This window comes from Halorientalis regularis (genome assembly GCF_023698535.1).
Classification (GTDB): domain Archaea; phylum Halobacteriota; class Halobacteria; order Halobacteriales; family Haloarculaceae; genus Halorientalis; species Halorientalis regularis.
On the sequence record NZ_JALJCL010000003.1, the window covers coordinates 186698 to 199777 of the forward strand.

The 13080-nt window shown below is 66.6% G+C and carries 13 protein-coding genes; 7 read left to right on the forward strand and 6 right to left on the reverse strand.

Going from position 1 to position 13080, the window contains the following annotated elements; all coding sequences use genetic code 11:
- Positions 1 to 40 precede the first annotated feature (40 nt).
- Complete coding sequence (locus MU521_RS05010; protein WP_092687889.1) at positions 41 to 1123, forward strand: DUF373 family protein; 1083 nt, start codon at positions 41 to 43, stop codon at positions 1121 to 1123.
- Positions 1124 to 1206: 83 nt separating this feature from the next.
- A complete protein-coding gene (locus MU521_RS05015) occupies positions 1207 to 1455 on the forward strand; it encodes a type II toxin-antitoxin system HicB family antitoxin (RefSeq protein ID WP_092687886.1) in 249 nt (82 codons plus the stop codon).
- Positions 1456 to 1616: 161 nt separating this feature from the next.
- Here MU521_RS05015 and MU521_RS05020 read toward each other — a convergent pair whose 3' ends face one another.
- The 5 genes from MU521_RS05020 to MU521_RS05040 form a co-directional block, all read right to left on the reverse strand.
- On the reverse strand, positions 1617 to 2459 hold the full coding sequence (locus MU521_RS05020; RefSeq protein ID WP_092687883.1) for a polyprenyl synthetase family protein: 843 nt from the start codon (positions 2457 to 2459) through the stop codon (positions 1617 to 1619).
- A 97-nt stretch (positions 2460 to 2556) separates the two neighbouring features.
- Positions 2557 to 3618, reverse strand: a complete 1062-nt coding sequence (locus tag MU521_RS05025; protein ID WP_092687880.1) for a zinc-dependent alcohol dehydrogenase family protein — start codon at positions 3616 to 3618, stop codon at positions 2557 to 2559.
- Between the two features lie 310 nt (positions 3619 to 3928).
- Complete coding sequence (locus MU521_RS05030) at positions 3929 to 4900, reverse strand: electron transfer flavoprotein subunit alpha/FixB family protein (protein ID WP_092687877.1); 972 nt, start codon at positions 4898 to 4900, stop codon at positions 3929 to 3931.
- A 58-nt stretch (positions 4901 to 4958) separates the two neighbouring features.
- Positions 4959 to 5753 carry an electron transfer flavoprotein subunit beta/FixA family protein gene (locus MU521_RS05035; protein ID WP_092687874.1) on the reverse strand — a complete coding sequence of 265 codons (795 nt, stop codon included), beginning with the start codon at positions 5751 to 5753 and terminating at the stop codon, positions 4959 to 4961.
- A 109-nt stretch (positions 5754 to 5862) separates the two neighbouring features.
- Positions 5863 to 7062 carry a helix-turn-helix transcriptional regulator gene (locus MU521_RS05040; RefSeq protein WP_092687872.1) on the reverse strand — a complete coding sequence of 400 codons (1200 nt, stop codon included), beginning with the start codon at positions 7060 to 7062 and terminating at the stop codon, positions 5863 to 5865.
- A gap of 191 nt (positions 7063 to 7253) precedes the next feature.
- Between MU521_RS05040 and MU521_RS05045 the strand changes: the two genes are divergently transcribed.
- Together MU521_RS05045 and MU521_RS05050 are read left to right on the forward strand one after the other, a co-directional pair.
- Positions 7254 to 8516 (forward strand): DUF7096 domain-containing protein, encoded by a 1263-nt coding sequence (locus MU521_RS05045; RefSeq protein ID WP_092687869.1) that lies wholly within the window; start codon positions 7254 to 7256, stop codon positions 8514 to 8516.
- Positions 8517 to 8543: 27 nt separating this feature from the next.
- Positions 8544 to 9008, forward strand: a complete 465-nt coding sequence (locus tag MU521_RS05050; protein WP_092687866.1) for a type IV pilin domain-containing protein — start codon at positions 8544 to 8546, stop codon at positions 9006 to 9008.
- Positions 9009 to 9142: 134 nt separating this feature from the next.
- Here MU521_RS05050 and MU521_RS05055 read toward each other — a convergent pair whose 3' ends face one another.
- Positions 9143 to 9766 carry a methyltransferase domain-containing protein gene (locus MU521_RS05055; protein ID WP_092687863.1) on the reverse strand — a complete coding sequence of 208 codons (624 nt, stop codon included), beginning with the start codon at positions 9764 to 9766 and terminating at the stop codon, positions 9143 to 9145.
- A gap of 171 nt (positions 9767 to 9937) precedes the next feature.
- Here MU521_RS05055 and ahaH point away from each other — a divergent pair, with 171 nt between their 5' ends.
- The 3 genes from ahaH (at position 9938) to MU521_RS05070 (ending at position 13073) form a co-directional block, all read left to right on the forward strand.
- Positions 9938 to 10270 carry an ATP synthase archaeal subunit H gene (gene ahaH / locus MU521_RS05060; protein ID WP_092687860.1) on the forward strand — a complete coding sequence of 111 codons (333 nt, stop codon included), beginning with the start codon at positions 9938 to 9940 and terminating at the stop codon, positions 10268 to 10270.
- Positions 10257 to 12608 carry a V-type ATP synthase subunit I gene (locus tag MU521_RS05065; RefSeq protein WP_092687857.1) on the forward strand — a complete coding sequence of 784 codons (2352 nt, stop codon included), beginning with the start codon at positions 10257 to 10259 and terminating at the stop codon, positions 12606 to 12608. The genes ahaH and MU521_RS05065 overlap by 14 nt, the downstream gene beginning before the upstream one ends.
- Before the next feature lie 183 nt (positions 12609 to 12791).
- A complete protein-coding gene (locus tag MU521_RS05070) occupies positions 12792 to 13073 on the forward strand; it encodes a F0F1 ATP synthase subunit C (protein WP_092687854.1) in 282 nt (93 codons plus the stop codon).
- Positions 13074 to 13080 lie beyond the last annotated feature (7 nt).

Genomic DNA, 13080 nt, shown 5'->3' on the forward strand with positions numbered 1-13080 from the left:
GCCCAAAAGCAGATAAGCGACAGCGGCGAAGTGGTGAGTGATGCTGCTGGTCCTGTGTGTGGACCTCGACGACGACCTCGGACGCAAGACCGGGATGGACACCCCGGTAATCGGCCGCGACGCCGTCGAAGAGGCTGCCGTGGCGCTCGCGACCGCGGACCCCGAGGACTCCGACGTGAACGTCCTCTTCGAGGGACTCCACATCCAGAAGTCGATCGAGGACGAGGCGGTTGAGGTCGCCGCAGTGACCGGCGTCGACGGCAAGGACGTGGCCGCGAATCGCGAGGTCGGCGAGGAAGTCGACACGGTGCTGGCGAGCATCTCCGCCAGCGACGACGTGCGCGCCATCGTCGTCACCGACGGCGCACAGGACGAGAGCGTCGTCCCCGTCATCCGCTCGCGGGTCTACGTCGACGGCGTCCAGCGCGTCGTCGTCCGCCAGGCACAGGACCTCGAATCGATGTACTACACCATCAAGCAGGTGCTGGACGACCCGGAGACCCGCGGGACCATCCTCGTCCCCCTCGGAATCCTGCTGTTGATCTATCCGCTGGCGATCGTCGCCGACTACTTCGGGATGCCCGGCGCGGTCTTCGGGATGACCTCCGGCCTGCTCGGCCTCTACATCCTGGGCCGCGGCCTCGGCGTCGAACGGGCGCTGGACTCGGCCATCGACCGCCTCCGGTCGGTGTTCTACGCCGGTCGCGTGACGCTGATCACCTCCGTCGTGGCCGCCGCCCTCCTGCTGATCGGCGGCGTCGAGGGCGTCCAGTCCCTGGAAACCGCACAGACCAGTCGCGGGGCGCTGGGCGCACTCGAAGTGCTGGCGGCGCTCGTGATCGGGGCCGTCCGCTGGTTCGCCGCCGCCGGTATCACCTCCAGCCTCGGCCGCGTCACCGACGAGTACCTTGCTGGCGAGTTCGAGTGGCACTATCTCAACGCCCCCTTCTACGTCGTCGCCATCTCCGCGGTCCTCTACGGGATGAGCGCGTACTTCCTCGACCTCGTGACCCTCTCGTTCCTCGCGGCGACGCTCACCGGCGGCACCATCCTCGGGCTCGTCAGCACGCTCGCCTTCGCCGTCGTCGAATCCCGCGTCCGGAGGGACCGACCCCCTGCCTGAGCCCGCGCCCGAAACCGCCCGGCGGCGTGACCACAGTCGAGTTCGACAGAACGCTTATTCCACCCACGGTCGTAGGCTGTGGTATGTCTAGCCGGGAGATTCGTCTCATCGAAGAAGCCGACGACCAGTGGTCCGCGGTCGACGTCGAAACCAGCGTCGTCACGCAGGGCGAAACCCGCCAGGAAGCCCTGGAAGTCCTCGACGAAGCCGTCGCCCTCTACACCGACGACGACGGTACGGCCATCGGCGACGAGGTCGCCTACCTCGAAGACCACGGGATCGATCCGGCCGAAGTCACCGACCCCAGGGACCTCCCCGACTTCATGCAGTAAGGAGGACGACCGTCGAGTCCTCCGAAAATGCGAGCGGTGCAACCGCGAGACAGAGCCCTCGTTACCGTTCTCTCACTGCGTTCGCGGCACGCTCGTTCGCGGTCTCACTTCGCTCGACCGCACGCCCACCGCTCACGAACTGCGTTCGCGGTTCCCTCCGGTCACCGCTCCCGTACAACCACGAACTCCGCCAGATCCTCCAGATACGCCAGCGCCTCGGAGTCCTCTGCGTCGACCGTCGACAGCGACGCCAACGCCTCGTCGGACATCTCGCGTGCGCGCTCGTTTGCCTCCTCCGGCGTGAGGTCGGTGACCTGCACCAGCGAGGGCCGGTCCATCGCCGCGTCGTGGCCCGTCGGCTTCCCGAGGTCGTCGGCCTCGGCGGTCGCGTCCAGCACGTCGTCGCGCATCTGGAAGGCGATCCCGACGCGCTCGGCGTACTGCCCGAACGCCTCGACCGTGTAGGCGTCGGCGTCGGCCGCGATAGCACCCAGCTCGGCGGCGGCGCGGAACAGCGCCCCCGTCTTCCGGCGGGCCAGTTCCATGTACTCGCTCTCGTTTTCCGGCTGGGCGACCAGTTCCGTCGCCTCCCCCTCGCCGAGTTCGACCATCGACTCCGAGACGGCCTGCATCGCTCGCTCGTTGCTGGAGAACAGGGCGAACGCTTCACCGAGCAGACCGTCCGAGGCGATGATCGCCGGGCCGAAGCCGAATTCGGCCCACGCACTCGGGACGCCCCGCCGGACCTCCGAATCGTCGATGATGTCGTCGATCACCAGCGAGGCGTTGTGGACGAGTTCGATGCCCACGGCGAAATCGACCGCATCCGCCGGGTCACCGCCCAGCGTCTCACAGACCAGCACCGTCACCGTCGGGCGGACGCGCTTCCCGCCCGAGAGCGTGACGTGGCCCAGCTCGTCGGCCAGCTCCGCCGGCTCGACCCCGCCGAGGACCGCCTCCAGCCGCTCCTCGACGCGCGCCCGTCGGCGCTCCAGATACTCCATTACCAGGCAGTTAGGACCAGGGACCAATGAGGGTGACGAAGCGACGCGTCGGCGTCACCCACCGGTCGCCCCGCCACCGACCCCGCCGCGACGACCCTCAGAACGAGTCGACGACCGGAATCCCGTCCGTCTCGAAGTCCGTCATCGCCGCCAGCTTGTCCGACACGTCTTCGAGGTCGACAGTCTCGGACACCACCGCGCTCGGGTCGATCTTGCCCGTCGACACCATCCGGAAGATCTCGTCGTACCGCGACACCGGCATCCCGTAAGACCCGAGGAACTCGATCTCCTGCATCACCATCGCGTCGGTCGGCTGTGGGATCGACCCTTTCTCCGCCTCCGTCGTCAGGCCGATCTGGAGGTGCTGGCCACGGTTCCCGAGACTCAACACGGAGTTGCGGCTCGTCTCTGCCACGCCGAGGGCGTCGACGCTGACCGCCGCCCCGCCGTCGGTCAGCCCCTTGACCGCCTTGGGGACGCGCTCGGTCTCGGCCGCGTTGATCGTCTCGACCGCGCCGAGATTCTCCGCCTGCGTGAGCTTGTCGTCCTTCAGGTCGACCGCGACCACGTTCGCGCCCAGCGCGTCCGCGATGTGGACCGCCGAGAGCCCCACGCCACCGCAGCCGTGGACGGCCACCCAGTCGCCCGCACCCACGTCCGCGCGGTGAGCCAGCCCGTGGAACGAGGTCATGAACCGACAGCCCAGGCCCGCCATGTCGACCGACGTGACCCCGTCGGGCAACTGGACCGCGTTGAAGTCGGCGAAGGGGACGTGGACCTGCTCGGCGAACGCCCCCTGGGCCTGCTCGACGAACCCCAGCGGGATGCCGTTGTCGCAGGTGTTCGAGTGGCCCGACTGGCACTCCGGGCAGGTGCCGTCGCCCAGGCTGAACGGGATCGCGATGTGATCGCCCGCCCGGACCTGTTCGACCTCGTCGCCGACCGCCATCACGCGGCCGGCCGGCTCGTGGCCGAGGATCTGTCCCGCACCGGCGTCGATCCCCAGCCAGTCCCAGTCGCCCTGCCAGACGTGCCAGTCACTCCGGCAGATCCCGCAGGCTTCGGTCTCGACGACGACTCCGTGGGGGTCCGGTTCCGGTTCGTCCACGTCTTCGATAGCCAGTGGCTCCCCGTGTTCCTCGATGACTGCTGCGCGCATATCGTCTCGACCGTGGAGTGCTCCGGTGATAAGTGTTGACGCGGGCGTGTGAACCGCACTAAGTAGCCGATCAAAGCGGGTGACGGAGCCGGGACGACACCAGCGACGAAGCGCCGCCGCTGATGGAGTTCGCGACCGTAAAAAAGACGAACCGAATTTCCCGATTTACACGTCCGGCACGTCGCCACCCCACCTTTTTACACCTCGGGTGGCTCACGCTGCTCGCCACCACTCGGCGCAAAAACGTGGGCGAAAAAGCGGTCGCTCACGCCGTTCGCGGCCGTAAAAAAGACGAACCGAATTTCCCGATTTACACGTCCGGCACGTCGCCGCCGAACTCTTCGATGAGGGCCGGCACGACCTCGAAGAGGTCGTCTTCGATGCCGTAGTCGGCGAGGTCCCAGATGGGTGCGTTGGGGTCGGTGTTGATCGCGACGATGGTGTCGGCGCCCTTCATCCCGGCGACGTGCTGGACGGCCCCGGAGATGCCGATGGCGATGTACACGTCGGGCGTGACGACTTTCCCGGACTGGCCAACCTGCCGGTTGGCAGGGAGCCAGCCGTTGTCGACGATGGGACGGGACGACGACAGCGTGGCGTCGGTCGCCTCGACCAGCGCCTCGATCAGCGTGATGTTCTCCTCCTCATCGATCCCGCGGCCGATGGAGATCAGGAAGTCCGCCTCGCTGATGTCCACGTCGCCCCCGGCGACTTCCTCGAATCCCGTCACTGTGGACTGGATCTCGCTCTCGTCGATGTCGGCGTCGAACGCCTCGATGTCGGCGTCGCCGTCACCCTCGGCCTGGGCCCACTCGGCCGGCCGGATCGTCACGGCGGCGTGGTCCTCTTCCACGTCGATGGTCGTCTCGACCTTGCCACCGTACTGCTCGCGAGTGACGGTGAGTCCGCCGTCTTCCTCCAGGTCGACCGCATCGGTCACGAGCGGCAGGGAGAGGCCCTCGGCGACGGCCGGGGCGTAGTCCATCCCGTTGACCGAGTTGGGGGCCAGGAGGTACTGCGGGTCGAGGTCGGCGTAGAGCTGTTCGATGGCCTGGGTGTACACGTCGTGGTTGAACTCCTCACCGTACTCGACGGTGTGGATGGCGTCGACGCCCTCACGGTTGACCTGGGTCGCGTAGTCGTCCACATCGCCGCTGATGACTGCCAGGTGCAGGTCGCCGCCGGTCTGGTCGGCCAGGTCGCGGCCGGCCGTGACCATCTCCAGGCTTACGTCGCGCAGTTCGCCACGGCGATGCTCGGCGATGGCGAGAACGTCGCTCATGCGCCCTCACCTCCGGTGAGGCGCATGAGGTCGTCACGCGTCGTCCGTGCGACGGAACTCATCCCTCGACCACCCCCTTGTCGCGGAGGAATTCGGCCAGCTGTCCGGCCGTCTCCTCCGCGTCGCCGCTCCAGACCGTCGCGTCGCCCTCGGACTCGGGCTCGTACATGTCGGTCTGGGCCAGCGAGCTCTCGAGATCGTCGGCGGAGAGGCCGACATCGTCGAGGCTCTTCACGTCGAGCGGCTTGCTCTGGGCCTGGCGGATGCCGCGCAGGCTCGCGTAGCGGGGCTCGTTGATCCCGGACTGGATCGTCAGCACGGCGGGACTCTCGACTTCGGTGAGCTCCTCGACGCCGCCCTCCAGTTCGCGGTGGACGTTCGCGACGCCACCCTCGATGTCGAGGTCGAGCTGGTTGACGACGGCGGCCCACTCGAAGCCGATCTTTTCGGCCAGTGTGACGCCCGTCGCGCCGTTGGACTCGTCACCGGCCTGGACGCCGGTCAGGACGAGGTCGGGGTCTTCCTCCTCGACGACACCCGCGAGCAGTTCGGCCTTGGTTTCGACGTCGAGCTTGCCCGCACTCTCGATGTCGTCGTCCCACACGCGGACCGCGCGGTCGGCACCCTTGGCCAGGGCCATCCGGATGGTCTCCTCGGCGCGCTCCGGACCGATGGTCGCGGTGACGACCTCCACGTCGTCCTCGGCCTCGCTGATCTGGACGGCTTCCTCGACGGCGTAGTCGTCCCATTCGTTGAGGTCGTATTCGAGATACTGCTCGGCGATATCGCCGCCGGAGATCTCGAACTCGTCCTCGACTTCCGCCACCTCCTTTACCGTTACGAGAATCTTCATACTCACCCGAACCTGGGGATTACTCCCCGTTAAACGTTTCCGAACGGCGGAACCGCAGACAACTGTTCATCCCTCGACCGGACGGTAAAAGCCGAGGGTTTCGCCCCCTCTATCCACCGTTTTCCGGCTCCTCGCCGTTCGTGTCCGTGATGTCCTCGTCGGGGAACGAGATGAGGTTCTCCCGGCCGATCCGGAGTTTGTCGATGCGCCCCTCGTCGTCCATCGAGGAGAGCAACTGGGACACCTTCGCGTTCGACCAGTCGGTCTCTTTGACGATGTTCGCCTGTTTCATGCGCCCGCCGTTCCGTTCGAGCAGGCGCTCGATCCGTTCCTCGTCGCTCAGCAGTTCCTCGTCGATCTCGTCGTCGCCAGCCTCGGCGGCCGCGGCCGCCGTCCCGCCGTCGGTCGTCGACGCGGCCGTCTCGGCCGCTGCGGGCGGGCCGTCACCGTCGCCGCCACCGTCACCATCGTCGGTCGGCGCGGCCGGCGACGGCACGTCGAAGTCGCGTGTCGCGAGCAGATACGCGATCACGACGGCGACGAACAACGCCGCGATGCCGACGAGCAACAGCGGCGGGATACCGCCGGACTGCGGCCCGGGTGTGCTGTCGTTGGACGGCGTGGCGTTCCCGCTTCGCCGGTAGACGACCGACGGCTGGCTGACCTCGAAAGTCCCCTCCTGGTCACCTTCCCAGCGGAGCGACGCGTTCGTCACCGAGTATCCCGGTGGAGAGGCACTGTACAGGTCGTACGCCCGCGGTGGAACGATGGTCAGCGTCTGGTTCGCACCCAGCGTCGGGAACCACGTCCCGTCGAGCGAGAGGAACACGTCGTCGACGTAGAGGTAGGTTCCGGACTTACGAGCGAACCCGGTCCAGGTGAACTCGAGCACGAGTTGCCCGGTATCACCCGTGAGGGAACTCCGTCGGGCCACATCGGTGATGTCCATCGGCCGACCGGTCGCGACGCTGGCGCGCTCGCTCGCCGTCCGTGCCGTCCTGATCGTGTCGAGCCCCGCGCCGCTCTCGAACTCCCGTGCGACCGATCCGAAAGCCGCCCGCTTTGCCTCGGTGTCGACCGTGTAGTTCCGTCTGATCGTCCACACCGCGTCACCGTCTGACCTGATCCCGACGTGGAACGTCGTGTCGGTCCGGTTGATTTCCGTGTCCTGTGTCTGGAGGGAGACGCCGCTGGAGACGGCTGGCTGGTGAGCCTCGGCCCCGTCGGCGAGCGCCGGGGCAGCCACCGGACCTGCGGTCAGGAGGAGGGCGAGTGAGGCGAGCAGGGCGGCATGTGCCCGCGTCAACATTAATCGTCTCTGGTCGCGCCTCGGGCAAAACACTTTCCATCAGATGAAAAAACGTCAGAAGCGGCTGTGAAAGGTCTAAGCGGCGCTCACACGGCGATAGAAAATTAGTCTGAGAGACATGAGTGCAGGGAACGACGGCGAGAGTCGGTCGGGTTTTTTGTAGTCCCACCTCCATGTGGCAGGTACCCGCCATGCGATACCTACTCCCCGCGCTCGTGGCCGTGTTCGTCGTCACCGCGACGGTGGCCGTCGGCACGCCGGCCCTCTCTCCCGGACCACAGTCGGGCACGGCGACACAGGCCGCGCCCGGTTCCATCGCCGCTCCCGTCACGACGGCCAGGAATACGACGAACTACCTGGAACTACCCACCGAAGACACGCGGAGCCGAATAGGCAACGCGTCGCTCGACCTCGGCGCTGCGGTGGCCACCGACAGCGCGCAACTACAGGAGACGTTCACTAGCGAGACGGACGTGGAACAGTTTCGTATGGCACCCAACTCGTCGGCCAAGACCGCCGTCCTTCGAGAGACTGCGACCGACCTCAGGGACAGGACGAGCGCGCTGCGCCAGTTCCAGCGGCGCACTATCCAGCAGTTCGACGACGGGCAGATCTCGGCCAGGGTCGTGTTCAGACGGTTCGCAGTGATCGATTCACGCGCCCGAGCGATCGAAGAGAGCGCAGTCCGCATCCAGGGACTCGCCCAGTTCACGCCTCAGTACACCGTCCCGTTCGAGATCGAGAATCGGTTCAGCAACGCCAGACAGCGGGCCGGGCTGTTCTACACCGACCCGCGGCAGAATATCCGGTCGTCACTCGTCGGCACGCGCAACACGAAGCAGTTCCTGGTTCAGACCGGCAGTAGCGGCATCGTCCTGTCGAGTGCCGACAGCCGCCGCCAGGCGTACCTGCGTGAATCGTTCATCGACAACCGATTCCAGGAGGGCGGGAACGACCGATTCAACGGCGACATCACCGCCGCCATCGACTTCGTGTACGACCTGTACCCGTGGGCCGCCAGGGACAGCAATCAGCGAAACGACGACATCGACTCGATGCTCAACGGCGTGTACCAGGCCAGCTTCGACCACAAACACGGTGAGTTACTGACCTACCTCGACGGGTCGAACGGCGAGATCTTCTTCGAGACCCAGGAAAAGCGGCTGTCGACGCTCCCGGTCGGCGAGACCGTCACCGCACGGAACGCCACCGCCGACCTCACCGCGCAGGTGAACCTGTCACACCCGACCGGACCGATAGAGCTGACCGTCCGGGACACGGCGAGCGGGGACGCCGTCGATGCCCGAATCCTGATCGACGGCCAGTTCGTCGGCACGACCGGTGCCGACGGTCGCCTCTGGACGGTCCAGCCACGGACGAGTACACGGATCAAGGTGATCGCCGGTGACGACCACCTCACGTTCACCACCGCCCACGCCGTCACCGGAGGTTGAAGTACGAAAGCGTCGCCACCGACCGGCGTGTCGACTCGCGCACTCAGCTCCGTCGTCGGCGTCGTCCTGTTGCTCGCGGTCGTCGTGCTCACGGCCGCCGCCGTCGGTGTGACCGCACTCGGCGCGGCACCGCCCGACGACGGCCCGACCCGGGCCGCCTTCGAGCTCCAGGCCGACGCCAGCGCGGACCGGCTGACCCTCTTGCACCGCGGCGGCGACACCGTCGCCGTCTCCGCGCTCCAGGTCCGCGTCCGGATCGACGGCCGCCCGCTCGCGCACCAGCCACCGGTCCCCTTCTTCGCCGCCACCGGCTTCGAGTCCGGTCCGACCGGGCCGTTCAACACCGCCGCCGACGGCGACTGGCAGGCCGGTGAGCGCGCGAGCGTGCGGCTGGCGGGCACGAACGACCCCGAGATAGCGCCGGGGTCGCAGGTGACGGTCGACCTCTATCTCGACGGGCACAAGCTGGCGGAACTGGCGGCGACAGCCTAACTCTCACTCAGGAACCTGCGCCACCGTCGCAATCCCACCTGTTTCCGCTCGGGGTCGCGGGACGACCCACTCGCGCAAAAACGTGGGCGAAAAGGCCGAGCGGTCCCTGCGATCACGCCCGGTACAATTCCTCGTTACTCCGGCACCGTCGCGACCGTCGTGATCGCGATCTCGGGGTTGTACTCCGGCCCCATAGTGTGGTGATCGAAGTCGACGAAGCCGGCTTCCCGGAACATCCGGTCGGCCTCGCGCTCGTCGTAAAAGAGCATGATCGCGTCGGCGAGTTTCTGGAACACCGACGAGTTGGGGTAGTTGGGGCCGACGATCAGCACCTGGCCGCCGGGTTTGGCGACGCGGCGGCACTCCTCGAGGGCGTCGACGGGGTTGGGCCAGTACTCGATGGAGCCAGAGGACCACACCACGTCGAAGGTGTTCTCACGGAAGGGGAGCCGTTCGGCGTCGCCGAGGTGGAAGTTCACGGGGCCGTCGCGTTTGCCGAACTTCTCGTAGGCTTTCTCCAGCTGGTGGGGACTCTGATCGAGGCCGTAGACGGTGTCCACGCGGTCGAGGAGACCCTCGGTCGCGAAGCCGGTGCCACACCCGATGTCGAGGACCCGATCGTCGCGCTCGACGTCGAGGAGGTCGATGGCCGCCGTGCGCATCTCCTCGTTCCAGATGAAGGGGTTGATCTGGTCGTACACCTTCGAGAGGTACTTGTAGAAGAGCCGGGCCCGGGACTTGTTCTCGAGGACTCCCATTGGCTCAGCATAGGGCGCTGGAAGTGATAATTCCCCGGATTTCCGGCCGCCGACGGGCCGGGGAAAGGGGGCGATCGGCCGTGAACGTGTCACACAGCTACGAACGAGTGGGTGTGGCGGCAAACTTCGCAACTACCATATAGCCGCTTCTGTAATCTCCGGATGATTCAAATGCCAAGGCCAGAGGTTCTCGATCGGATCAAAGAGACCGAACAGGAGGCCGACGAGATCGTCGCCGAGGCCCAGGAGGAGGCCGAAGCGACGATCTCCGAGGCTCGGGAGGAGGCCGAGGAGATTCGCCAGCAGGCCCGCGAGGAGGCCGAGGAGCGGGCTCAGCAACGCCTCGAGGACGCCCGCGACGAGATCGAGGCCGAGCGCGAGAAGATCCTCGCGGAGGGTGACGAACGACGCGAGGAGCTGGAAAAACAGGCCGAGACGCAGCGCGACGAGGTGATCGAACACGTAACCGATCTGTTCGAGGAGGCGGTGCATGCTCAGACCTGAACAAATGAGTCGGGTCTCGGTGACCGGCTCCAAACAGGTCATGGAGTCGGTCGTCGAGACCGTGCACGATCTGCGTCTGGTCGACCTCAGCGACTACGACGGCGCGTGGGAGGGCTTCGAGCCCGGCACGCCCGCCGAAGGCGGCGACGCGGCCTCCGAGAAGCTCGTCACCGTCCGCTCGCTGAAGTCCATCCTCGACGTCGACGAGGCCAACGCTGGCCCGACGCGGCTGGTGACCGAGGACGCCCTCGACGAGGAACTCGAAGACATCCGCGAGGAGGTCAACGAACTCGACGACCGCCGCGAGGAGTTGCGGGACGAACTCCGGACGGTCGAAGAGCGCATCGACAGCGTCGAACCGTTCGCGGCGCTGGGCATCGACCTGGATCTCCTGACGGGGTACGACTCGCTGGCCGTCGGCGTCGGCGAAGGCGACCCCGAGACCATCGAGGCCGAACTCGCCGGTGACGATAGCGTCGCCGCCTTCGAGGTGTTCTCGGAGGACGACGCGGTCGCCGTCTTCGTCTACCCCGAGGCGACCGACCCCGTGGAAGAAGGCGTCGACGCCTCGGTCCAGGACCTGCTCGTCGGAGCCGACTTCCAGGCATACGACGTGCCCGACGCCGAGGGCAGTCCCGAGGAGTATATCTCCGAGCTGCACCACCGCAAACAGCAACTCGAGTCCAAACTCGACACGGTCGAGGACGAACTCGAAGACCTCAAACTCGACGTGGCCGGCTTCCTGCTGGCCGCCGAGGAGACGCTGGCCATCGAGGCACAGAAGTCCGAAGCACCCCTCTCCTTCGCGACGACCGAGAACGCCTTCGTCGCGGAGGGCTGGCTCCCGACCGACGAGTACGAGCGCCTCGAACGCGCGCTCGCCGACGCCGTCGGGGACCACGTCGAGGTCGAGGAACTCGAACGCGCCGACTACGACGAGGACGGCCACGCCCGCCACGCCGAAGACGTGACCGAAGGACCGCCCGCGGCCGGCGGCGCGACCGAGACGGACCTCGGCGCGAGCGTCGGCGGTGACGTGACCGACGGCGCGGAGTCACCCGCCGAAGCGGAGGCCGAGCAGGAGCAGGAGAAAGAGACGGTTGCGGACGGTGGTCACGCGAGCGCAGCGAGTGTGACTTCGTCAGAGCCTCGCTCTGACGGTGGGAGTGTTACGATGGGCAGCGACTCCCCGCCGGTCATCCAGGACAACCCCGGCGCGGCCAAGCCGTTCGAGGCACTGGTCGAGGTCATCAACCGACCCAAGTACACCGAGTTCGACCCCACAGTGCTCGTCTTCCTGACGTTCCCGGCCTTCTTCGGGTTCATGATCGGTGACCTGGGCTACGGGATCCTCTACATGGGACTGGGCTACTGGCTCTACAGCAGTTTCGACAGCGACGTGATCCGGAGTCTCGGTGGCGTCGGCATGTGGGCCGGCGGCTTCACCGCGATATTCGGCATCCTCTACGGTGAGATATTCGGCCTCCACCTGATCTCGTCGTATCTGTGGGAGGGCGCGCTCGGTATGGGCGGGTCACCCCTGCACAAGGGCCTCCAGCCCAAGTACGGGGACTACGCACTCGGCTGGCTCGTGTTGAGCCTGCTGGCCGGCGTCCTCCACCTGACCATCGGCTGGGTCCTCGACTTCATCGAGAACCTCGAACACGGCTTCATGGACGCGCTCGGAGAGAGCGGCTCCTGGCTGATGATGATGTTCGGCCTGTGGGCCTGGATCTTCGCGGGCGCGTTCGGGAGCGCACCGTCGATCCTCTACGGCTCCGAGAGCGTCTTCGCCGGGAACCCGATCCCGCTCGGCTTCACCGGCTTCTCGCCGACGATGGGGCTCGCGGGGCTGGCCGTATTCTTCGTCGGCCTGGCGCTCCTGACCTACACCGAACCCATCGAGTTCGTCGAGTTCCTGAACGTGCTGGTCAACGTCCTCTCGTACACGCGGCTGGCGGCGGTCCTGCTGGCCAAGGCGGGAATGGCCTTCGTGGTCAACCTGCTTTTCTTCGGCGTGTTCGTCACCGGCGACGGCGCGTGGCACTTCGGCATCGGTCACTCACCGAGTCACGTGCTCGAACAGGGAACCTACCACGGCCACGAGGTCACGAGCGTGATGTTCGAAGGGCTGGCCCACTCTGGCATCGCCGGCCTGGTCGGCGGTCTGCTCGTCCTCGTCGTGGGCCACCTGCTCGTGCTGGCGCTCGGTGTGACGAGTGCCGGTCTGCAGGCGGTGCGTCTCGAGTACGTCGAGTTCTTCGGGAAGTTCTACGAGGGCGGCGGTCGTGCGTACTCGCCCTTCGGCTACGACCGCGAGTACACGACCGAGGACTGACGGTTCAGGCAGTTTTTGCACGGCGTTCGCGTGGCGCGGGTCGCTGCGTCCGGTTAGTTTCCCGAGCCGTGAGACTGTCTCTCATCGGGTTTTCACGCGCTGACGACGGCATTTGGGAAGTTTTATGAAGCCCGTAGAGACATATCCGGATGTTCGGAGCGAGCGAATCCCGGAATCCAAATCATGATCGACACATTCACCGCGGTACTGACCGCACTCGGACCGGTTCTGCAGGAAGGTGGCGCACAGACGATCGAACAGGCACCCGCTATTCCGCCCGCAGCCGCAGCAGCGCTGGCGGTCGGGCTGGCGGCCTTCGGCGCGGGCTTCGCGGAGCGCGGTATCGGTGCGGCCGCGGTCGGCGCGATCGCCGAGGACGACGACATGTTCGGTCGTGGGCTGATCCTCACGGTCCTTCCCGAGACGCTGGTGATCCTGGCGCTGGTCGTCGTCTTCGTCGTCTAAACGCCCT